Origin of the sequence: Streptomyces sp. NPDC048643 (assembly GCF_040650615.1) — a bacterium.
Classification (GTDB): Bacteria; Actinomycetota; Actinomycetes; order Streptomycetales; family Streptomycetaceae; genus Streptomyces.
This window is the reverse complement of record NZ_JBEZHO010000001.1, coordinates 220,121-242,068: the sequence shown is the minus strand read 5'-3', so window position 1 is coordinate 242,068 and position 21,948 is coordinate 220,121. Positions and strand designations below refer to the sequence as shown.

Here is a 21,948-nt window from a genome sequence, read left to right as displayed (position 1 = left end):
CGGGGTGAACGGGTCGGCCGGGGGCGCTACTTGACCGGTTCCGGCTCCGGTGCGTTCTCCGACTCCGCCGTGCCCGCCGGGGGCTCGTCGTCGCCGTCGGTGTCGGCGAGCGGGGTCTTGACCGAGTCGAGGAGGAGCTGGGCGACGTCGACGACCTGGACGGACTCCTTGGCCTTGCCGTCGTTCTTCTTGCCGTTGACCGAGTCGGTCAGCATGACGAGGCAGAACGGGCAGGCGGTGGAGACGATGTCGGGGTTCAGCGACAGGGCCTCGTCGACGCGCTCGTTGTTGATGCGCTTGCCGATCCGCTCCTCCATCCACATCCGCGCGCCACCGGCACCGCAGCAGAAGCCGCGTTCCTTGTGGCGGTGCATCTCCTGCTGGCGCAGGCCCGGGACGGCGGACATGATCTCGCGCGGGGGCGTGTAGATCTTGTTGTGCCGGCCCAGGTAGCACGGGTCGTGGTACGTGATGAGGCCCTCGACCGGGGTCACCGGGAGCAGCTTGCCCTCGTCGATGAGGTGCTGGAGCAGCTGGGTGTGGTGGATGACCTCGTAGTCGCCGCCGAGCTGCGGGTACTCGTTGCCGATGGTGTTGAGGCAGTGCGGGCAGGTGGCGACGATCTTCTTCGCGGACTTCGGCTTCTTCGACTCGGGCGTGCTGTTGCCCTCGTCGTCCGTCTCCTCGCCGAACGCCATGTTCAGCGCGGCGACGTTCTCCATGCCGAGCTCCTGGAAGAGGGGCTCGTTGCCGAGGCGGCGGGCGGAGTCACCGGTGCACTTCTCGTCGCCGCCCATGATCGCGAACTTGACGCCCGCCATGTGCAGCAGCTCCGCGAAGGCCTTGGTGGTCTTCTTGGCGCGGTCCTCGAGGGCGCCGGCGCAGCCGACCCAGTAGAGGTACTCGACCTCGGTGAGGTCCTCGATGTCGCGGCCGACGACGGGGATCTCGAAGTCGACCTCCTTGGTCCACTCCAGGCGCTGCTTCTTGGCGAGGCCCCAGGGGTTGCCCTTCTTCTCCAGGTTCTTGAGCATCGTGCCCGCCTCGGACGGGAACGCGCTCTCGATCATCACCTGGTAGCGGCGCATGTCGACGATGTGGTCGATGTGCTCGATGTCGACCGGGCACTGCTCGACGCAGGCGCCGCAGGTGGTGCAGGACCACAGGACGTCCGGGTCGATGACGCCGTTCTCCTCGGCGGTGCCGATGAGGGGGCGCTCGGCCTCGGCGAGGGCGGCCGCGGGGACGTCCTTGAGCTGCTCCTCGGACGCCTTCTCCTCGCCCTCCATGGTCTTGCCGCCGCCGGCCAGCAGGTACGGGGCCTTGGCGTGCGCGTGGTCGCGCAGCGACATGATGAGGAGCTTGGGGGAGAGCGGCTTTCCGGTGTTCCAGGCGGGGCACTGCGACTGGCAGCGGCCGCACTCGGTGCAGGTGGAGAAGTCGAGCAGGCCCTTCCAGGAGAACTGCTCGACCTGGGAGACGCCGAAGACGTCGTCCTCACCGGGGTCGGTGAAGTCGATGGCCTGGCCGCCGCTGGTCATCGGGAGCAGCTCGCCGAGGGCGGTCGCGCCCTGGGCGTCGCGCTTGAACCAGATGTTGGGGAAGGCGAGGAAGCGGTGCCAGGCGACACCCATGTTGGTGTTCAGGCCGACGGTGATCGCCCAGCCCATGGTGACGCCGAGCTTGATCATGGCGGTCAGGTAGACCAGCGTCTGCAGGGTGCTGAGGCTCAGTCCCTTGAAGGCGGCGACCAGGGGGTACGAGGCCCAGTAGGCGGCCTCGTAGTGGTCGACGCCGTGCAGGGCGCCCTCGAGGCCGCGCAGGGTCATGATGGCGAGGCCGATGACGAGGATCACGGCCTCGACGAAGTAGGCCTGGCCGGTCTTGGAGCCCGCGAAGCGCGACTTGCGGCCGGGCTTGGACGGCCGGTTCAGCTGACGGACCGCGATCAGCACGATGATGCCGAGGGTCGTGAACAGCGCGATGAACTCGGTGTACAGCTCGTAGGGGAGCCAGCCGCCGAGCACGGGGAGGGTCCAGTCGGCCTTGAAGAGCTGGCCGTAGGCGGTGACGATCGTCAGGCCCAGGGTCAGGAAGCCGACGGCCACGAACCAGTGCGCGACGCCGATGATTCCCCACCGGTTCATCCGGGTGTGGCCGACGAACTCCTTGGCCAGCGTGACGGTGCGGGCCTTCCAGTCGTCGGTGCGGCTGCCGGCGGGGACGGGCTGGCCGAGCTTGATGAACCGGTAGATCTGTGCGACGGCCCGCGCGATCAGCGCGACGCCGACCACGGTCAGGACCAGCGACACGACGATCGCGGCGAGTTGCATTCGGGGGCTCCTCGGGCCTGCGAGGTGTTCTTCGAGAGCGACCTCGAAGTGATTACTAAGCGGTAACTTATGCAGTCCGTCTGAGACTACCCACTTCTTCCGCCGCACTGTAGCCAGAGGTGCGGTGATCTGCGTCGCTGAGGCAAACCTGAGTGGGTGCGTCGCGGGCGGGCAGGTGGTCCGTTTCGCGCCCCGGGGCGTTCTGGCGCAAGGACACGTAAACCCGATCGTGTTATTCGCACAATACTGTGACAATTACCCCTAAATTAGCGATGTGCTGTACGGAATCGCGGCTGCCACCGCCGCTCTGCTCCTGACCGCCGCGCTCACCGCGCTGCTGCGGTCGCTCGCCCTGCGCCTCGGCGCGGCCGGCGGGCGGGGGCTTCTCTCCGCCCGGACCCGGCCCCGTTCGTCCGGCTCCTCCGGCCCGTCCGTCCGGGAGCGGCGGGTCCCTCTGCTCGGCGGGATCGCCGTGGCGGGCGCGACGGCGATCGTCGGCTGCGCCGGCGACTGGACCGGCATCGCCCCGCTCGGCCCGGAGGCCGGCCGCCTGCTGGTCGCCGCCCTCGTCGTCGCCCTGGCCGGTCTCGCCGCCGACCTGCTGCCCGTACCGCCCCTGCTGCGGCTGACCGCCGTCGCCGGTGCCGCCGTCCTCGCCGTGCCCTACGACGCGCTCGGCGTGCCGGGAGGGGTGCTCGCGGCCGGCTGGATCGTCCTCGTCACCCACGCCTTCCGCGCGCTCGACCAGTCCGACGGGGTGCTCGGGACCGTCGGGATCGTCACCGCGTTCGCGCTCAGCGGCTGTGCGGCGGCCGAGGTCATGGACGGACTCGCCGCCCTGCTCAGCGTGCTGGCCGCCGCGCTCACCGGCTTCCTGATGCACGCCTGGCCGCCGGCCCGGATCGCGGCCGGCCGGTGCGGCTCCCAGTTCGCGGGGTTCGTGCTGGCCTCGGCCGTCGTGCTGGTGCACGCGGAGCGGCCCGCCGGGCCCGGGTTCGGCGCCGCGTTCGCGCTGACGGCCGTGGTCAGCGCCGACGCCGTCCTGGTGCTCGTGTCCCGGCGGCGCGCCGGCCGGCCGGTGCTGCGGTCCGCGCCCGACCATCTGGTGCACCGGCTGCGCCGGGCGGGGCTGACCCGGCAGGGCGTCATGGTCGTGATGGGGCTCGCCGCGTTCGCGGGTGCGCTCGTCGGACTGTCCATCGACCTCGGCTGGCTCGGGGCCGCGGCGGCCTGGTGGGTGGCCGGGGCCGTGCTGCTCGTCGCCGCCGCGGGCGCGCTGCGTCCCGGACCCCGCCCGCGCCGCCCCGGCCCCCGTCCCCGATCCCGTCCGCATGCGATCCCCGCTCCCGGGGGACCCGCGACAGGGACCGCTCACCGGGCCGGAGGTCTCCTCCGACCCCCGGTGGATGTGGCGAACGGTGCGGTAAAAGTCCCCTAGCTCCGTGTGAAACGCGCAGGTCAAGAGCTTCTTGCGCGTAAGGAACGGATAAGAGTTGAGCCCCTACGACTCAGGTCTGTTGACCGAGCGGCGGACGTCGTGCACACTTGAGCCTGTTCCACTCAAGTCATTGTTGGAGGAATCGAAATGGCACGTGCGGTCGGCATCGACCTGGGCACGACTAACTCAGTCGTCAGCGTTCTGGAGGGCGGCGAGCCCACCGTCATCACCAACGCCGAGGGCGCCAGGACCACGCCGTCCGTCGTCGCCTTCGCGAAGAACGGTGAGGTGCTCGTCGGCGAGGTCGCCAAGCGCCAGGCGGTCACGAACGTGGACCGGACCATCCGTTCGGTGAAGCGTCACATGGGCACGGACTGGAAGATCGAGCTCGACGGCAAGAGCTTCAACCCGCAGCAGATGAGCGCCTTCATCCTGCAGAAGCTGAAGCGCGACGCCGAGGCGTACCTGGGCGAGAAGGTGGCCGACGCGGTCATCACCGTCCCGGCGTACTTCAACGACTCCGAGCGTCAGGCGACGAAGGAGGCCGGCGAGATCGCGGGCCTGAACGTCCTGCGCATCGTGAACGAGCCGACCGCCGCCGCCCTGGCGTACGGCCTCGACAAGGACGACCAGACGATCCTCGTCTTCGACCTCGGTGGCGGCACGTTCGACGTGTCCCTCCTGGAGATCGGTGACGGCGTCGTCGAGGTGAAGGCCACCAACGGCGACAACCACCTCGGTGGTGACGACTGGGACCAGCGCGTCATGGACTACCTGGTCAAGCAGTTCCAGGCCGGTCACGGCGTGGACCTGTCCAAGGACAAGATGGCCCTCCAGCGCCTCCGCGAGGCCGCCGAGAAGGCCAAGATCGAGCTGTCCTCGTCCACCGAGACCTCGATCAACCTGCCCTACATCACGGCGTCCGCCGAGGGCCCGCTGCACCTGGACGAGAAGCTCACGCGCGCCCAGTTCCAGCAGCTGACGGCCGACCTGCTGGAGCGCTGCAAGACGCCGTTCCACAACGTCATCAAGGACGCCGGCATCAACCTCTCGGAGATCGACCACGTCGTTCTCGTGGGCGGCTCCACCCGTATGCCCGCCGTCGCCGAGCTCGTCAAGGAGCTGACCGGTGGCAACGAGGCCAACAAGGGCGTGAACCCGGACGAGGTCGTCGCCATCGGCGCCGCCCTCCAGGCCGGTGTCCTCAAGGGTGAGGTCAAGGACGTCCTGCTCCTCGACGTGACCCCGCTGTCCCTCGGTATCGAGACCAAGGGAGGGATCATGACCAAGCTCATCGAGCGCAACACCACGATCCCAACCAAGCGGTCCGAGATCTTCACGACGGCCGAGGACAACCAGCCGTCGGTGCAGATCCAGGTCTACCAGGGCGAGCGCGAGATCGCGGCGTACAACAAGAAGCTCGGGATGTTCGAGCTGACCGGTCTGCCGCCGGCCCCGCGTGGCGTCCCGCAGATCGAGGTCGCCTTCGACATCGACGCCAACGGCATCATGCACGTGACCGCGAAGGACCTCGGCACGGGCAAGGAGCAGAAGATGACCGTCACCGGCGGCTCCTCGCTGCCGAAGGACGAGGTCGACCGGATGCGCCAGGAGGCCGAGAAGTACGCGGAGGAGGACCACGCCCGCCGCGAGGCCGCCGAGACCCGCAACCAGGGCGAGCAGCTCGTCTACCAGACGGAGAAGTTCCTCAAGGACAACGAGGACAAGGTCCCCGGTGACGTCAAGACCGAGGTCGAGGCGTCCGTCGAGGAGCTGAAGGCCGCGCTCAAGGGCGAGGACACCGCTGAGATCCGCACGGCCACCGAGAAGGTCGCCGCCGTCTCGCAGAAGCTGGGCCAGGCCATGTACGCCGACGCCCAGGCCGCCGGCGGCGACGCCCCCGGTGCCGAGGCCCCGAAGGCCGACGGTTCCGACGAGGACGTCGTCGACGCCGAGATCGTCGACGAGGACCGCAAGGACGGTGCCGCGTGACGGAGGAGACCCCGGGCTTCGAAGAGCAGCCCGACGTCCCCTCCGGCGCCACCTCCGACGACGCCGATCCGCAGTCCGCCACCCCCTCTGCGGAGGGGGCGGCGGCCCCGGACGGGGACGACAGCGCACAGTTGGCCGGCCTGACGGCGCAGCTGGACCAGGCACGCACGGGACTCACCGAGCGCACCGCGGACCTCCAGCGACTCCAGGCCGAGTTCCAGAACTACCGCCGCCGCGTCGAGCGTGACCGGATCGCGGTCAAGGAGGTCGCCGTGGCGAACCTCCTGACCGAGCTCCTGCCCGTGCTCGACGACATCGGCCGCGCGCGGGAGCACGGCGAACTCGTGGGCGGATTCAAGTCCGTCGGCGAGTCGCTGGAGACCGTCGCGGCCAAGATGGGGCTCCAGCAGTTCGGCAAGGAGGGCGAGCCCTTCGACCCGACGATCCACGAGGCCCTGATGCACTCGTACGCGCCGGACGTCACGGAGACGACGTGCGTGGCGATTCTGCAGCCGGGGTATCGCTTCGGCGAGCGCACCATCCGCCCCGCGCGGGTGGCGGTCGCCGAGCCGCAGCCCGGGGCGCAGACGGTCAAGGGCGACGAGTCGGCCGAGGCGGCCGAGACCGCCAAGGACAAGGAGAGCGGTGGCCCGGACGAGGGCTGAGCTTGAACGAGGGAAGGAGGGACGTCGGGGATGAGCACCAAGGACTTCATCGAGAAGGACTTCTACAAGGTCCTCGGCGTCCCCAAGGACGCCACCGAGGCCGAGATCAAGAAGGCGTACCGGAAGCTCGCCCGCGAGAACCACCCGGACGCCAACAAGGGCAACGCCAAGGCGGAGGAGCGCTTCAAGGAGATCTCCGAGGCGAACGACGTCCTCGGTGACCCCAAGAAGCGCAAGGAGTACGACGAGGCACGCGCCCTCTTCGGCAACGGTGGCTTCCGGCCGGGTCCCGGCGCGGGCGGCGGCAACTTCAACTTCGACCTGGGCGACCTCTTCGGAGGCGGTGCCCCGGGCGGCGGCCAGGCCGGCGGAGCCGGTGGCTTCGGCGGCGGCATCGGTGACGTCTTCGGCGGCCTGTTCAACCGCGGCGGAGCCGGTACGGGAACCCGTACGCAGCCCCGGCGCGGCCAGGACATCGACACCGAGGTGACGCTGAGCTTCACCGAGGCGGTGGACGGGGCGACCGTTCCGCTGCGCATGACCTCGCAGGCCCCCTGCAAGGCCTGTTCGGGCACCGGCGACGCGAACGGCACACCCCGTGTGTGCCCGACGTGCGTCGGCACCGGCCAGGTCGCCCGCGGTTCGGGCGGTGGCTTCTCGCTCACCGACCCGTGCCCGGACTGCAAGGGCCGCGGGCTGATCTCGGAGAACCCCTGCGAGGTCTGCAAGGGCAGCGGCCGGGCCAAGTCGTCCCGGACCATGCAGGTGCGGATCCCCGCCGGCGTCAGCGACAGCCAGCGGATCCGGCTGCGCGGCAAGGGCGCTCCCGGTGAACGCGGTGGCCCCTCCGGCGACCTGTACGTCACCGTCCACGTGGACGCCCACCCGGTCTTCGGCCGCAAGGGCGACAACCTCACCGTCACGGTGCCCGTCACCTTCACGGAGGCGGCGCTCGGCGGCGAGGTGAAGGTGCCCACCCTGGGCGGACCCGCGGTGACGCTGAAGCTGCCGCCGGGCACGCCCAACGGACGCACCATGCGCGCCCGGGGCAAGGGCGCGGTCCGCAAGGACGGCACGCGGGGCGACCTGCTCGTCACCGTCGAGGTGGCCGTTCCGCAGGACGTGTCGGGCAAGGCTCGTGACGCGCTGGAGGCGTATCGCGAGGCGACCGCGGGTGAGGATCCGCGGGCGGAGCTGTTCCAGGCCGCGAAGGGAGCATGACGGAGCCATGGACACCACCGGTCGGCGGCGCAACCCGTACGAACTGACCGAGGAGACGCCGGTGTACGTCATCTCGGTGGCGGCCCAGCTCTCCGGACTGCACCCGCAGACCCTGCGTCAGTACGACCGGCTCGGCCTGGTCTCTCCCGACCGCACGGCCGGCCGGGGCCGCCGCTACTCGGCCCGCGACATCGAACTGCTGCGCACCGTCCAGCAGTTGTCGCAGGACGAGGGCATCAACCTGGCCGGCATCAAGCGCATCATCGAGCTGGAGAACCAGGTGGCGGCGCTCCAGTCGCGGGTCGCCGAGCTCCAGTCGGCCCTCGACGGCGCCGCGGCGGCCATGCAGCAGCGTGAGGCCGCCGTGCACGCCTCCTACCGTCGCGACCTGGTTCCGTACCAGGAGGTCCAGCAGACGAGCGCCCTGGTGGTCTGGCGTCCCAAGCGGTCGCCCGATCAGTGACCGAAGCACCCGAGAAGGGGCCCGGAGGTTCTTCCTCCGGGCCCCTTCTCGTCTGCCCGGCGCCGTCCGTGACCCTTTCCGACCGGTCGCGGTCCGCAGTGGCTCGATCTTTACGGTCCGGTCGGAATGGCCGGGTTGACCGCATTCGTTCGGACGCCCGCGCGGCGCGGTGGCGGGATCCGGTGCCCCGTGCGGACGCGTTCCGGCGCCTGACCCCGGGGTTTACCCGAGTGTCAACAGGCGTTAAAGGCATGGTGGATGGGGTCGCGCGGTCCGGGGCACCCCTCCCGTCCTGTGGATGACAGAGGGTGAAGCTGAGGGGATTGCTGGAACCTCGGGCGTAACCTCTTCCCACCGTGTTCACTTGTGGAACACAGAACGCTGTTGCCATCTCGTTAAGTGGCTACTCCTTGACGCTGAGGTGATCGCCGCGTTGGCTTTCAGCCACCTGGGTCGCAATGCTGCAACCTCGCCCGGAAGGCACCTGATGTGAACACTCGTAACACCGGTCTCCGTCGTACCGTCATAGCCCTGGCCTCATCCGCCGCCGCCCTCTCGCTCGCCGGCTGCGGGGTCGTGGACGGGCTCGGTGGAAGCGACGCCAAGGCCAGCCCCACGAAGGGCGACGACATCAAGGTGGGCCTCCTCCTTCCGGAGAAGGAGAACACCCGTTACGAGAAGTTCGACTACCCGATCATCAAGGAGCAGGTGGAGAAGCTCACCGAGGGCAAGGGTGAGGTGGTCTACCAGAACGCCGAGCAGGACGCGGGCAAGCAGCTCAGCCAGCTCCAGCAGATGGTCGACGACAAGGTCGACGTCATCCTCCTGGACTCGGTGGACTCGAAGTCGATCGCGAAGGGCGTGAAGAAGGCCAAGGACGCCGGCATTCCCGTCATCGCCTACGACCGGCTGGCGCAGGGCCCGATCGACGCGTACATCTCCTTCGACAACGAGCTGGTCGGCGAGGTCCAGGGCAAGGCCCTGGTCGGCGCGCTGGGCGCCGACTCCGCGACGAAGAAGATCATCATGATGAACGGCGCGACGACCGACCCGAACGCGGCGCAGTTCAAGTCCGGTGCCGAGTCCGAGCTCAAGGACAAGGTGATCATCTCCAAGACGTACGACACCAAGGACTGGAACCCGGTCAACGCCAAGGCCAACATGGAGAAGGCGATCCAGGAGGTCGGCCTCGACAACATCGCCGGGGTGTACGCCGCCAACGACGGCATCGCCGGCGCGGTCATCGACACCCTGAAGAGCGCGGGCGTCAGCAAGGTGCCGCCGGTCACCGGACAGGACTCCGAACTCGTCGCCGTGCAGCGGATCCTCAAGGGCGACCAGTTCATGAGCGTCTACAAGTCCTACCCGCAGGAGGCGAGCGCCGCCGCCGAGATGGCCGTCGCCCGCGTCCAGGGCCGCTCGATCGAGTTCGACGCGCTGACCCGCGACAAGGTGAGCAGCCCGACGAACAAGGACATTCCCGCGCAGCTCGTGCCCGTGGTCGACCTGACCAAGGGGAACATCGAGGACACGGTCCTGCAGGACAGCATCTACACCGTCAAGCAGATCTGCACCGCCCCCTACAAGGCGGCCTGTGACGCTCTGAAGCTCAAGTAGCACCGCGGTCGCCCAGGAGGCCGCCCGGCAGCGGCGAGGGCCTCCTGGTGCCCGCGGAACGGCGCACGACATGAGAGGGCCCGGGGTACACACCCCGGGCCCTCTTCGCGCTCCGGGGCGCTCCTCGCGGGACGCCGTCGCGGAGGGAGATATCCGGCCAAGCCCGAGCGGTGCGTCGGGGGTCTCTCGGGGGTCGTTCCCGCGAAGTCCCGGCCGTCCGGGGGGCGCTGCTTGCAGCTTGTTGCAACGGGCGGGGCGGAGGTGCGGATTTATGGTGACCAGGAGGGGCGAAACGGCGTGCGGGGACGGCGCAGCCGTGTTGCGGTGCCGGACGCGTCCGCGCATAGTTGCGCTGCGGAGGACGCCCTGACGCGGGGCTCACGCCAGGGGTCGGAGCTGGAGCCAGAGGTGGGAGATGGCCGGGCACGGGACGGACAGGCATCCGCACGGCGCTGACCGACTGTGCGAGGCCGGCGACCGGGTGTACTCGCGGGCCGTGCGGCGCGGCCGGGTGCCGCGCGACGACGCCGACCCGGTGCCGTGCCTGCTGGAACTGGCGCTGCTGCACCCCGACCCCGACGACATGGGCTGGCTGGTGCCGACCTCCCCGCAGGAGGTCATGACCCGGCTACTGCGCGGGGTGTACGAGGAGGTCAGCGCCAGTCAGGCGCGGGTGGGCGACGCGGTGTCCGCGTTCGAGTGGTACGCCGGGCTCGGCGGCCGCGTCCAGGCGCCCGCCGAGGGCGCCGCGATCCGCGTGCTGGACGGACTGCCGCGTATCCGGGCCGCCATGGACAAGGCGACCGAGGAGTGCGCGAGCGAGGTCCTGACGGTCCAGCCCGGAGGTATCCGGCGCGAGGACGAACTGGTGGAGGGACTGCACCGGGCGCTGGAGATGCGCCGGCGCGGGGTGCGCATGCGCGACCTGTACACGCATGTGGCCCGGCACGGCCAAGGCCTGCTGAACTACATGGACTTGATGGGGGACGCGGCCGAGGCCCGGACCCTCGACGAGGTCGTGGAACGGCTCATCCTCTTCGACCGCAAGGTCGCCTTCATCCCCGCGAACTCCGACCGCACCATCGCGCTGGAACTGCGCCATCCGGCGCTGATCGACTACCTGGTCACGGTGTTCGAGCGGTTGTGGCGTCTCGCGATCCCGCTGGCCTCGCCGCTGCCGTCCACGGGCATCGAGGGGATCACCCACCGCGAGCGCTCGATCGCCGCGCTGCTGGCGGAGGGGCATCAGGACGCGGTGGTCGCGGAGCGCCTCGGGATCAGTGTCCGCACCTGCCGGGCCCACATCGCCCGGCTCTCGGAGACGCTGGGTGCGGCCAGCCGTACGCAGTTGGGCGTGCGGATCGCGCAGGCGGGGCTGGACGGGCCGCCGCGCTCTCCGGAGCCGGCGACCGTCACCGTCCCGCGTCACGGCGCGGGTCCTGCCGCCGCGGGCCCTTCCGTGGCCGGCCCCGGCGCGGCCGGTGCCCAGGGGCTGCCCGGTCAGGGTTCGCCCGCCCAGCGCTGAGCGGGCGGTGGGTCAGTGGTCCTGTTCCAGGATGCCCGACTGGGCGATCAGGAAGCCGAGTTGGGCGCGGCTGCCGCTGCCCAGGGAGGCCGCGAGTTTCGCGATGTGGGCGCGGCAGGTGCGGACGTTCATCCCGAGCCGGCGGGCGATGGCCTCGTCCACGTGCCCCTCGATGAGCAGCTTGGCTATGGAGCGCTGGACGCCCGTGATGCCGTCCGGGGTGGACTCGTAGGTGACTTCCTCGCGCAGCGGGGTGGCGCGCCGCCAGAGCTGTTCGAAGACCCTGGTCAGATAGCGGACGAGGCCGGGATGGCGCAGTTCGAGAGCGAACTGGTTGTCGTCGCTCGCCGGGATGAAGGCGACGGTGCCGTCGCAGATGATGAGCCGCTCGATCAGCTCCTCCAGCGTCCGGATCTCGATCTTTCCGCTGGCTATGCGGTCCATGTAGGCGGCGGTGCCCTGGCTGTAGCGGACCGTGTGCTGGTAGAGCGTGCGGATGCGGACGCCGCGGTCGGTGAGCGGGCGGTCCCGTTCGAGGGCCTGGTTCAGGATGTGCTCGCTGCGGCGGCCGCCGGGCTGGATGGTGAGCATCTCCGTGTGGCACTCGGAGGTGGCGATGTCGAGCGCGGCGTTGATCCGGTCGATGCCCTCCAGCACGGTGATGGCGTGGGTGGGGGCGGGCGCCATCGCGCTGACCATCATGAACGGCTCGAATGATTCGGTCAGTTCGATGGTGCGGCGCCTGCGCTCCTGGATCTCGCGCTCAATAGGGTGGAGGCGCTGGGTGAGCGCGACGGACGGCGGCACCGGGCGCAGCCAGTTGGAGTCGTCGGGATCCGGGCGCAGCAGGGCGAACTCCAGCAGGCATGGCGCTGCCGTCGCTTCGGCCCGGGCGATCCGTCCGGTGCTCAAAGCGCTCGTGTACAAGCGCGCCCCTTCGTCACAAAGTTCCGTGACGGGATGGGGATGTGTCTGGTTTGTGCGTTCTATGGGCAAATCGCCACCCCCCAGGGTCCTGAACATGCAGGAACATGATGCATCGTGTCGGTGGTGGTGACGTGCCTGAATGAGACATCGTCTTCATTACCGGGGGAGAGGATCCGATCAAGTGAGGACGAAGCCGACTATGTACAGGAGAATGCTTCGCTCGGTACTTGCCACCGCTTTCTCCGCGGTTGTGGCTGTCGGGGCCCTGAGTGGTGTGGGTCTCGCGGCGGGGGGTTCGTCGACCACCTCGGCGCCACCGGACAGCGGCTGGGGCAGTGCACCCGCGGTTCTCTCCCTGGACAGTGGCTGGGGCAACGGGCCTGCGGCCCTCGCTCTGGACAGTGGCTGGGGCAACGCGGCGAAGGCGCTGCCCGCGGACAGTGGCTGGGGCAACGCGGCGAAGGCGCTGCCCGGCGACAGCGGCTGGGGCAACGTACGGACGGACCTGGCCGACAGTGGCTGGGGCAACGTGAAGGCGATCGTGCTGGCTGACAGCGGCTGGGGTTTCGTGGCTCCGGCCGGCAGTGCTTCGAGTGACGTCACGAAGGCTTCAGTGGACTCATGACTACACCACCCGACGACCGTTCGTTCCGGCGCGAGATGGCCACCGCGTACCGCTCCGGCTGGCATTTCATCGACCTGGTCACCGCCATCCCCCACAGCGGTGACTCGCTGATGGTGACCGTCTTCGGTGAGCCCGTCGTCGTCACCCGCGACGACGACGAGGACGTACGGGCCTATCGGTGTCTGCGGCGGCCTCGGGGGGCGCCGCAGCCAGTACGGTGCGCCATCCGGTACGGAATGATCTTCGTGAACCTCGATCAGCGCGACCACCGCCTGACCGGACCCGACATCCCCGACATCGAGACCATCGCAGCCACCCCCCGCAGTGCCTGACGCGATTCCCCCGTCGTAGTAGATCGCGCAGGTACTTCCCCCCGCAGCGGCGTCACCGTGACCTGAACACGGTGACGCCGCTGCAGTTTTCCCGGAAATCTCCGGGTTTCCGCCGATCCTGGCAAGGGCTGAAACCAGCCGTAGGCGACGCGGTGCGCGGCCTTCCGTGCCGCCCGTTCTCAGCCGTGCCCCAGTGCCCTCGTCAGCTCGATCTCGATCACCACGCGGGCCGGGTTCGGGGACGGCACCCGCTCGTAGCGCTCCGTGTAGCGCCGGACCGCGTCCGCGACGCGCTCCGGGTCCGTGGACACCCGGGCCAGCCCCTCCAGCGTCGCCCAGCGCCGGCCGTCCACCTGGCAGACCGCCACCCGCGCCCCGTCCGGCCCCGCCGCCCGCACGTGGGCCGCCTTCGCGGTGGCCCCGCCGGTGATGATCCGGGCGAGACCGGCCTCGGGGTCGTAGGTGACGCCGACGGGCACCACGTGCGGGGTGCCGTCGCGGCGCAGGGTCGTCAGGGTGCAGAGGTGGCGCTCGCGCCAGAAGCGCAGGTAGGCGGCGTCGGGCCGCCGCGGGTCCACCGGAAGGGAAGCCATGAGGCCTGAATCTACGCCCCGCCCCGCCCGTTCCTGCCCCGCACCAGCCTTGAGTGGAATAGACTCAAGTTTGTGTACGTTGCCCGTGTCAGGCAACGGTCGGGACACCAGGAGGAGGAGAACGCGAACGTGGACGCCGAGCTGACCAACAGGAGCCGGGACGCGATCAACGCGGCCAGCAGCCGTGCCGTGACGGAGGGGCACCCGGACCTCACCCCCGCCCACCTGCTGCTCGCTCTGCTGGAGGGGCAGGACAACGAGAACATCATCGACCTGCTGGCCGCGGTGGAGGCCGACCAGGCCTCGGTACGGGCCGGCGCCGAGCGCGTGCTCGCCGACCTGCCCAGCGTGGCCGGTTCCACCGTCGCGCCCCCGCAGCCCAACCGCGAACTGCTCGCCGTCATCGCGGACGCCGCCGAGCGCGCCAAGGAGCTGGGTGACGAGTTCATCTCCACCGAGCACCTGCTCGTCGGGATCGCCGCGAAGGGCGGCCGGTGTGGCGACGTACTCTCCCAGCAGGGCGCCAGTGCGAAGAAGCTGCTGGAGGCGTTCCAGAAGACCAGGGGAGGGCGCAGGGTGACGACCCCGGATCCCGAGGGCCAGTACAAGGCACTCGAAAAGTTCGGTACGGACTTCACCGCCGCCGCGCGTGAGGGCAAGCTCGACCCGGTCATCGGCCGGGACCAGGAGATCCGCCGGGTGGTGCAGGTCCTGTCCCGCCGTACCAAGAACAACCCGGTCCTCATCGGCGAGCCCGGCGTCGGCAAGACCGCCGTCGTCGAGGGGCTGGCCCAGCGGATCGTGAAGGGCGACGTGCCCGAGTCGCTCAAGAACAAGCGCCTCGTCTCCCTCGACCTCGGCGCCATGGTCGCCGGCGCGAAGTACCGCGGCGAGTTCGAGGAGCGGCTGAAGACCGTGCTCGCGGAGATCAAGGACTCCGACGGGCAGGTCATCACCTTCATCGACGAGCTGCACACGGTCGTCGGGGCCGGCGCGGGCGGCGACTCCGCCATGGACGCCGGCAACATGCTGAAGCCCATGCTCGCCCGAGGTGAGCTGCGCATGGTCGGCGCCACCACCCTCGACGAGTACCGCGAGCGGATCGAGAAGGACCCGGCGCTGGAGCGGCGCTTCCAGCAGGTGCTGGTCGCCGAGCCGAGCGTCGAGGACACCATCGCGATCCTGCGCGGACTCAAGGGCCGCTACGAGGCCCACCACAAGGTCCAGATCGCCGACCGCGCGCTGGTGGCCGCCGCGACCCTCTCCGACCGCTACATCACCTCCCGCTTCCTGCCCGACAAGGCCATCGACCTCGTCGACGAGGCCGCCTCACGGCTGCGCATGGAGATCGACTCGTCGCCCGTCGAGATCGACGAGCTCCAGCGGGTCGTCGACCGGCTGAAGATGGAGGAGCTCGCGATCGGCAAGGAGACCGACGCGGCCAGCAGGGAGCGGCTGGACAAGCTGCGCCGCGACCTCGCCGACAAGGAGGAGGAGCTGCGCGGGCTCACCGCCCGCTGGGAGAAGGAGAAGCAGTCCCTCAACCGCGTCGGTGAGCTGAAGGAGAAGCTCGACGAGTTGCGCGGCCAGGCCGAACGCGCCCAGCGCGACGGCGACTTCGACACCGCCTCCAAACTGCTCTACGGCGAGATCCCCACCCTGGAAAGGGACTTGGAGGAGGCATCGGAGGCCGAGGAGGAGGCCGGCCGGGACACCATGGTCAAGGAGGAGGTCGGCCCCGACGACATCGCCGACGTCGTGGGCTCCTGGACCGGCATCCCCGCCGGACGCCTGCTGGAGGGCGAGACCCAGAAACTCCTGCGCATGGAGGAGGAGTTGGGCCGCCGGCTGATCGGCCAGGCCGAGGCGGTGGGCGCCGTCTCCGACGCCGTGCGCCGCACCCGCGCCGGCATCGCCGACCCGGACCGCCCCACCGGTTCCTTCCTGTTCCTCGGCCCGACGGGCGTCGGCAAGACCGAACTCGCCAAGGCCCTCGCCGACTTCCTCTTCGACGACGAGCGGGCGATGGTCCGCATCGACATGTCGGAGTACGGCGAGAAGCACAGCGTGGCCCGGTTGGTCGGAGCCCCGCCCGGCTACGTGGGGTACGAGGAGGGCGGCCAGCTCACCGAGGCGGTACGCCGCCGCCCGTACAGCGTGATCCTGCTCGACGAGGTGGAGAAGGCGCACCCCGAGGTCTTCGACGTGCTGCTCCAGGTGCTGGACGACGGGCGGCTGACGGACGGTCAGGGCCGGACGGTCGACTTCCGCAACACCATCCTGATCCTCACCTCGAACCTGGGGAGCCAGTTCCTCGGCGGGCAGAGTCTCGCCGATCCGACGAGCTCCGAGGAGGACAGGAAGCGTCAGGTCCTGGAGGTCGTCCGTGCCTCGTTCAAGCCGGAGTTCCTGAACCGGCTGGACGACCTGGTGGTCTTCTCCGCGCTCGACCGGGCGGAGCTGGAGCGCATCGCCCGCCTCCAGATCGACCGGCTGGCCAAGCGGCTCGCCGAGCGCCGGCTCACCCTGGAGGTCAGCGACGCGGCCCTGGCCTGGCTCGCCGAGGAGGGCAACGACCCGGCGTACGGGGCGCGCCCGCTGCGGCGCCTCGTCCAGACCGCCATCGGCGACCGGCTGGCCAAGGAGATCCTGGCCGGTGAGGTCAAGGACGGCGACACGGTCCGCGTGGACGCCTTCGGCGACGGCCTGATCGTGGGGCCGGCCACCGGCAAGACGCTGTAACCGGAGCACGTGTTCCGGCCAGGGCCCGCGGCTCCGTGCCGCGGGCCCTCGGCGTGTCCGGAACCGGCCGGCTCCTCGGCCGCCCGGAACGGAGCGGAGGCCTCGGCCCGCTCCGGGACCGACATGTGCATGTTCATCCCGCCGTCGCCGTCACGACGCCCCGCATACCCCCGTGGCCCATCCCCACCTGGCCCGATGTCCCCGGATGACCGGATCTTGTCAGCCCCCGGCGGACAGGCCCGGCCAGGGGTTGCCACCCCCCGCCCCGCATGGGGGAGGATGGCAGGATCCGTACGAAGGGAAATACACGGTGAGCATCGACCCGTCCTCGATTCCGAACTTCGGGGGCCAGCCCGAGCCGCAGCCCGGCGGCCCCGCGGGCCCCGTGGTCCCGGATCAGGACCTCGTGAAGCAGCTCCTGGAGCAGATGGAGCTGAAGTACGTCGTCGACGACGAGGGTGACCTCGCGGCGCCGTGGGAGGAGTTCCGTACGTACTTCATGTTCCGCGGCGAGGGTGACCAGCAGGTCTTCTCGGTGCGGACGTTCTACGACCGGCCGCACCAGCTCGAGGAGAAGCCCGCGCTCCTGGAGTCGATCGACGACTGGAACCGCCGCACCCTGTGGCCGAAGGTCTACAGCCACACGCACGACGACGGCACCGTCCGCCTGATCGGCGAGGCGCAGATGCTGATCGGCACCGGCGTCAGCCTGGAGCACTTCGTGTCCTCCACGGTCAGCTGGGTCCGCGCCGCCATCGAGTTCGACAAGTGGCTCGTCGAGCAGCTCGGCCTGGAGCAGGAGATCAACGAGGCGGAGAAGCCCGAGGACGACGAGGAGTAGGTCTCCTCCTCGCGGCGGCGCACCCCCTCGCGGACACGCTCTAGAGCGGGGTGTGCGCGACCACGACGAGATACGCGCCGTAGGCGAACGAGAGCCCGGCCAGGGCACCGACCACCAGGGTCGCGTGCCAGGGGCGGGCTCTCGCCGTCCTGACCAGGGCCGAGGCGAGCGGCAGCAGCAGCGGGAACGCGGGCAGCAGGAAGCGCGGCTTCGACGCGAAGAACCCCGAACCGCCCAGCGCGATCAGCAGCAGGACCCCGCTGTGCACCAGCAGCGGCAGCGGCGCCCGCTCCGCGATCAGCAGCGCGTACAGCAGCACGGCCGCCGCGACGATCACCATCGCCATGGGGAACACGAACCGGCCGCCGTGCAGCAGCAGGTGCCGGACGAAGTGAAGGGCCCCCGCGCCGAGGTCGAAGCGCGAGCCCCAGCTCCGCTGCACCGCGAAGTAGCCGTCGGGCAGGTCGCCCCTGCGGTGGCCGACCCACAGCACGTAGCCCGCCCAGCCGAGCGGCGCGAGCGCGGCGCCCGTCCACAGCCTGTGGGAAACCCTGCCGCGGCGGCGCACGAGCTCGCACACGGCCGCCGCGAGGACCGCCGCTGCCACCGCGAGGCCGTTCGGCCGGGTCAGCCCCGCGAGCGCGGCCAGCGCGCCCGCCCACACCCAGCGTCCGTCGAGCACCGCGTACAGCGACCAGGCGGCGAACGCGGTCAGCAGGGGTTCGGTGTACGCCATCGACAGCACCACCGAGTGCGGCAGCAGCCCCCACAGCAGCACCAGGGCCGTACCGACCGCCCGGCCGCGCAGCCGCGCGCCGACCGCGTAGACCCCGCACGCCGCGACCGCCGCCGCGAGCCAGGAGACCAGCAGGGCCGCGGTGCTCGCGTTCAGCGGCGTCAGCGTGGTCACGGCGCGCACGAGGCCCGGGTACAGCGGGAAGAACGCCAGGTCGCTGTAGACGACCCCGGGGCGCAGGTGCAGGGTGTGGCCGTAGCCGTGCGCCGCGATCCTCAGGTACCAGAGCGAGTCCCAGGACCGCGCGAGCAGCGTCGCCGGATGCCTGCCGGTGGCCCACGCGGTCGCGGCGAGCACGAGGACGCCCGTCACGCGCGCGGCGGTGAACAGCCCGAGCGCGGTCAGCAGGGGGGACCATCGTGCGCGCGCGCCGCTGGAGGGGCCGACGGCACGGCCGGCGGGCTGCGCAACGGCGGGGCGGGCGAGGGTGTCCGGGTGGGTCACACCCGAACTCTCCGATCCCTACGAGGTGTTCGCGAGCCGGGAGCACCCGTGCGGGTACGGATCCCCGCCCCCCGGCGTGCCGCGCGGACGGCGGCGTCCGCCGATGCTAGGGAGGACACGACCCAGGGGAGTGTCCTCCCGCCCGGGCCGGGCTACCAGGCCGCCTTCAGCCGTCGCGAGGCCTCCTCCAGGACGTCCGTCCGCTTGCAGAACGCGAACCGCACGAACGGCGCGCCCGCCTCCCGGTGGTCGTAGAAGACCGCGTTCGGGATGGCGACGACCCCGGCGCGTTCGGGCAGCGCGCGGCAGAACGCGAAGCCGTCGGACTCGCCGAGCGGCCGGATGTCGGTGGTGATGAAGTACGTGCCCTGCGGCCGGAAGACCGAGAAGCCCGCGTCGGTCAGACCCGCCGCCAGCACGTCCCGCTTGCGCAGCATGTCCGCGCGGAACCCGTCGAAGTAGTCGTCCGGCAGCGCGAGCGCCTCCGCGACGGCGTACTGGAAGGGCCCCGACGCCACATACGTCAGGAACTGCTTCGCCGACCGTACGGCGCCGACCAGGGCCGGCGGCGCGGTCACCCAGCCGACCTTCCAGCCGGTGAAGGAGAACGTCTTGCCCGCGCTGCCGATGGTGACCGTCCGCTCGCGCATGCCGGGCAGGGTGGCCAGCGGGATGTGCTCGGCGTCGTCGAATACCAGGTGTTCGTAGACCTCGTCGGTCACCACGAGCAGGTCCCGCTCGACGGCGAGCCGGGCGATCTCCGTCAGCTCCGCGCGGGTCAGGACGGTGCCCGTCGGGTTGTGCGGGGTGTTGAGCAGCAGCAGCCGGGTCCGGTCGGTGACCGCGTCGCGCAGCTCGTCGAGGTCGAGCCGGAAGCGGCGGTGCGAGGCCCCGGCCGCGGTGTCGGCGGACGCCGCGTCGTCAGGACGCAGTGTCACGGGCACGCGCGTGCCGCCCGCCATGGCGATGGAGGCCGCGTACGAGTCGTAATACGGCTCCAGGGCGATCACCTCGTCGCCCGGTTCCAGCAGCGCGAGCAGGGCGGCGGCGATGGCCTCGGTGGCGCCCGCCGTCACCAGCACCTCGGTGTCGGGGTCGTAGGACAGGCCGTAGCGGCGCTCCTGGTGAGCGGCGACGGCGGCGCGCAGTTCGGGGACGCCCGGCCCCGGCGGGTACTGGTTGCCGCGGCCGTCCCGCAGCGCGCGGACCGCCGCCTCCCGAATCTCCTCGGGACCGTCCGTGTCGGGGAAACCCTGGCCGAGGTTGATCGATCCGGTGCTCGTCGCGAGGGCGGACATCTCGGCGAAGATCGTCGTCCCGAACTCGGCGAGCCGGCGGTTCAACAGGGGTCGCGCGCTGGAGGTCATGCGCGCCATCCTCCGCCCAAGCCCCGGAGTCCTCAACTCACCTGCCCCGCCGGGCGCCCGCACCGGTCAGGACCCGCGTCCCCTTCAACCGATCCCCCGGTCGATCCCACAGCCGATCACTCAGTCGATACAGAACTCGTTGCCCTCGATGTCCAGCATCGGGATGCACGCGTCGTTGCCGTCGTACAGCGTGCGCACGTGAACGGCCCCGAGCGGTTCCAGCCGGGCGCGCTCGGCCTCCAGGGCGGCGAGGCGCTCCTCGCCCACGAGTCCGGTGCCGACCCGCACGTCGAGATGCACCCGGTTCTTGACGGCCTTCCCTTCGGGGACGCGCTGGAAGTACAGCCGGGGGCCGACACCCGACGGGTCGACGCAGGCGAACCACGCGTCCCGCTCCTCCGGGGACTGCGCGTCCTTGAAAGCGTCCCAGGTGGCGAACCCCTCCGGCGGCGGCGGGACGACGTATCCCAGCACCTCGCACCAGAAGCGGGCCAGCCGCTCGGGTTCCGCGCAGTCGAAGGTGACCTGGAACTTCTTGATCGACGTCATCGGGCAACCGTAGGGGCGAGCGGCGCCCGGAGGCATCCCGGTTTTCGGATGCTCAGGAGTTGCTCAACTCTGCTTTGGGGTGTGACGCGTGAGGGCATCCCCCTGTCACGCAAGACCGGAATCGAGAAGCACGCCCACGGGGGGCCGCTTCGGGGGAACGAAAGGAGGGTGGCGCCATGATCTTCGGCATCATCCTGGCGGTCGTCCTGCTCGTCGTGTTCGTGAAGGCAGTGAGCGGGGGCAGCAAGCGGAAGCGCCGGCCCGGGGGCCGGTCGGGAAGTGGCTCCGGGAGCAGCGACAGCAGTTGGTGGGCCGGCGGCGGGGCCGCGGCGGGCGGCAGCAGCGCGTCCTGTTCGTCGGGCGGTTCGTCCGGCGGTCACCACGGAGGCCACGGAGGCCACGGGGGTCACTCCTGCGGGGGTCACTCGTCGTGCGGAGGCTCGTCCTGCGGGGGCGGGTCCTCGTGCGGAGGCGGCGGCGGATGCGGCGGAGGCAGCTGACACGGGGCAGCTGAGCTCCCCGCGGGGAACGCGCGTCCGGCGCACGGAAGTGCCCGTCGGCAGTCCTCTGCCGGCGGGCACTTCCGTACCCCCGGGCGTACGCCGTAGTTGAACAGTTGAGCTGGGCAGCCCTCGGGGGGATGGAAACCCTACGAAGTTGGGTAAAAACGCTGTGGCGGCGCCACCGTTCATGATTCCCTCTAAACCACCACAGCAGCCCTGGTAAATCACCGAAGCAGCCCTGGGCCGACAGGCCTCGGAAGTCCATCGGATGGTCCTATCGGAACCGTCCTCCGGATGTCCTTCCGGCCGGGCTGACCGGGCCGTTCCCCCGGTGTTGACCGGCTGCGCCGGAACCCCACCTCACCTTTGCGTGCTAGCGGAGCCGACCCATGCTCACGACCCTGAACACCTCGTACACCGACACGCGCGCGGCCGATCTCGCCTGGGCACTGGGCCGCGAACCGCTGCCGGCCCTCGCCACTCTCGATCTCGAACTGAACGGGGCGAAACTGCAGTTGAGACTGCTCGGCGCGTCCCACCAGGTGCTCCTCGAAGAGGAGCGGGGCAGCTGTTCGGAGACCGTCGCGTGCATCCCGGGCAGCAGCACGCCCCTGCCGCTCGGCGTGGCCAAGCAGTTCGGCGACTGGGAGTACGAGTTCGCGGCCCGCGTCGAGGTCCTGTCGCCCGGCTCCTTCGCGGGCCGCGCCCAGGAGTTGCTCGCGCTGGTCTCGGACCACCCCCAGGGCCTCGCCGGCGTCTTCCCCGGCAGTCCGCACGCCTTCACCGCCATGCTCGCCCAGCGCCACGACGGCCAGGTCCATTGGCGTACGTGGCACGCGTACCCGCAGGACGGGCAGTTGGTCGCGACGCGTACGCGGGTCGGCGTGCGCGCGGACGCGCTCAGCGCGTCCGGGGTCTGAGGAAGCGGGCCGCGGGCCGCGCATGGGTGCCGGGTCCGGGGGGAAGATGCCCGCG

Annotated in this window: 18 protein-coding genes; 12 read left to right on the top strand and 6 right to left on the bottom strand. The window is 70.5% G+C overall.

All coding sequences use genetic code 11. The features are described from left to right. Positions 1-26: 26 nt before the first annotated feature. Positions 27-2,333, bottom strand: coding sequence for a (Fe-S)-binding protein (locus tag AB0C62_RS00995; protein ID WP_362968976.1), 2,307 nt, complete (start codon positions 2,331-2,333; stop codon positions 27-29). A 274-nt stretch (positions 2,334-2,607) separates the two neighbouring features. Between AB0C62_RS00995 and AB0C62_RS00990 the strand changes: the two genes are divergently transcribed. The 7 genes from AB0C62_RS00990 to AB0C62_RS00960 all read left to right on the top strand — a co-directional run bounded on the left by AB0C62_RS00990 (position 2,608) and on the right by AB0C62_RS00960 (position 11,254). Then, positions 2,608-3,771, top strand: a complete 1,164-nt coding sequence (locus AB0C62_RS00990; protein ID WP_362968975.1) for an MraY family glycosyltransferase — start codon at positions 2,608-2,610, stop codon at positions 3,769-3,771. Positions 3,772-3,918: 147 nt separating this feature from the next. Continuing rightward, a complete protein-coding gene (gene dnaK / locus AB0C62_RS00985; protein WP_362968974.1) occupies positions 3,919-5,763 on the top strand; it encodes a molecular chaperone DnaK in 1,845 nt (614 codons plus the stop codon). Continuing rightward, entirely contained in the window at positions 5,760-6,428 is a 669-nt protein-coding gene (gene grpE, locus AB0C62_RS00980; RefSeq protein WP_362968973.1) for a nucleotide exchange factor GrpE, read from the top strand. Before dnaK ends, grpE begins: the two co-directional genes overlap by 4 nt. Before the next feature lie 30 nt (positions 6,429-6,458). Next, complete coding sequence (gene dnaJ, locus AB0C62_RS00975; protein ID WP_362968972.1) at positions 6,459-7,649, top strand: molecular chaperone DnaJ; 1,191 nt, start codon at positions 6,459-6,461, stop codon at positions 7,647-7,649. A 7-nt stretch (positions 7,650-7,656) separates the two neighbouring features. After that, positions 7,657-8,112 (top strand): helix-turn-helix domain-containing protein, encoded by a 456-nt coding sequence (locus tag AB0C62_RS00970; protein ID WP_362968971.1) that lies wholly within the window; start codon positions 7,657-7,659, stop codon positions 8,110-8,112. A 489-nt stretch (positions 8,113-8,601) separates the two neighbouring features. After that, complete coding sequence (locus AB0C62_RS00965) at positions 8,602-9,729, top strand: substrate-binding domain-containing protein (RefSeq protein ID WP_362968970.1); 1,128 nt, start codon at positions 8,602-8,604, stop codon at positions 9,727-9,729. A 415-nt stretch (positions 9,730-10,144) separates the two neighbouring features. After that, positions 10,145-11,254: a helix-turn-helix transcriptional regulator gene (locus AB0C62_RS00960; RefSeq protein WP_362968969.1), complete on the top strand. Its 1,110-nt coding sequence runs from the start codon at positions 10,145-10,147 to the stop codon at positions 11,252-11,254. A gap of 12 nt (positions 11,255-11,266) precedes the next feature. On the opposite strand, the gene AB0C62_RS00955 is transcribed toward AB0C62_RS00960, so the two are convergent. After that, positions 11,267-12,277, bottom strand: coding sequence for a helix-turn-helix transcriptional regulator (locus AB0C62_RS00955; RefSeq protein WP_081218466.1), 1,011 nt, complete (start codon positions 12,275-12,277; stop codon positions 11,267-11,269). A gap of 178 nt (positions 12,278-12,455) precedes the next feature. Between AB0C62_RS00955 and AB0C62_RS00950 the strand changes: the two genes are divergently transcribed. After that, entirely contained in the window at positions 12,456-12,806 is a 351-nt protein-coding gene (locus tag AB0C62_RS00950; RefSeq protein ID WP_362968968.1) for a hypothetical protein, read from the top strand. Then, positions 12,803-13,138, top strand: a complete 336-nt coding sequence (locus AB0C62_RS00945) for a hypothetical protein (protein ID WP_362968967.1) — start codon at positions 12,803-12,805, stop codon at positions 13,136-13,138. Before AB0C62_RS00950 ends, AB0C62_RS00945 begins: the two co-directional genes overlap by 4 nt. Positions 13,139-13,317: 179 nt before the next feature. Here the strand turns inward: AB0C62_RS00945 and AB0C62_RS00940 are convergent, their stop codons facing one another. Then, positions 13,318-13,731, bottom strand: a complete 414-nt coding sequence (locus AB0C62_RS00940; RefSeq protein ID WP_362968966.1) for a TIGR03618 family F420-dependent PPOX class oxidoreductase — start codon at positions 13,729-13,731, stop codon at positions 13,318-13,320. Between the two features lie 129 nt (positions 13,732-13,860). On the opposite strand from AB0C62_RS00940, the gene clpB reads away from it, so the two are divergent. Then, entirely contained in the window at positions 13,861-16,473 is a 2,613-nt protein-coding gene (gene clpB, locus AB0C62_RS00935) for an ATP-dependent chaperone ClpB (RefSeq protein WP_362969114.1), read from the top strand. Between the two features lie 310 nt (positions 16,474-16,783). Further along, positions 16,784-17,314 carry a YbjN domain-containing protein gene (locus tag AB0C62_RS00930; protein WP_355880211.1) on the top strand — a complete coding sequence of 177 codons (531 nt, stop codon included), beginning with the start codon at positions 16,784-16,786 and terminating at the stop codon, positions 17,312-17,314. A 40-nt stretch (positions 17,315-17,354) separates the two neighbouring features. On the opposite strand, the gene AB0C62_RS00925 is transcribed toward AB0C62_RS00930, so the two are convergent. From AB0C62_RS00925 to AB0C62_RS00915, 3 genes are all read right to left on the bottom strand, one after another. After that, a complete protein-coding gene (locus tag AB0C62_RS00925; RefSeq protein WP_362969113.1) occupies positions 17,355-18,455 on the bottom strand; it encodes a mannosyltransferase family protein in 1,101 nt (366 codons plus the stop codon). Between the two features lie 251 nt (positions 18,456-18,706). After that, positions 18,707-19,930, bottom strand: a complete 1,224-nt coding sequence (locus tag AB0C62_RS00920) for a pyridoxal phosphate-dependent aminotransferase (protein WP_362968965.1) — start codon at positions 19,928-19,930, stop codon at positions 18,707-18,709. A 111-nt stretch (positions 19,931-20,041) separates the two neighbouring features. Then, complete coding sequence (locus AB0C62_RS00915; protein ID WP_362968964.1) at positions 20,042-20,470, bottom strand: VOC family protein; 429 nt, start codon at positions 20,468-20,470, stop codon at positions 20,042-20,044. A gap of 892 nt (positions 20,471-21,362) precedes the next feature. Between AB0C62_RS00915 and AB0C62_RS00910 the strand changes: the two genes are divergently transcribed. Further along, on the top strand, positions 21,363-21,893 hold the full coding sequence (locus tag AB0C62_RS00910) for a DUF2617 family protein (RefSeq protein ID WP_362968963.1): 531 nt from the start codon (positions 21,363-21,365) through the stop codon (positions 21,891-21,893). The last annotated feature ends 55 nt before the right edge of the window (positions 21,894-21,948 follow it).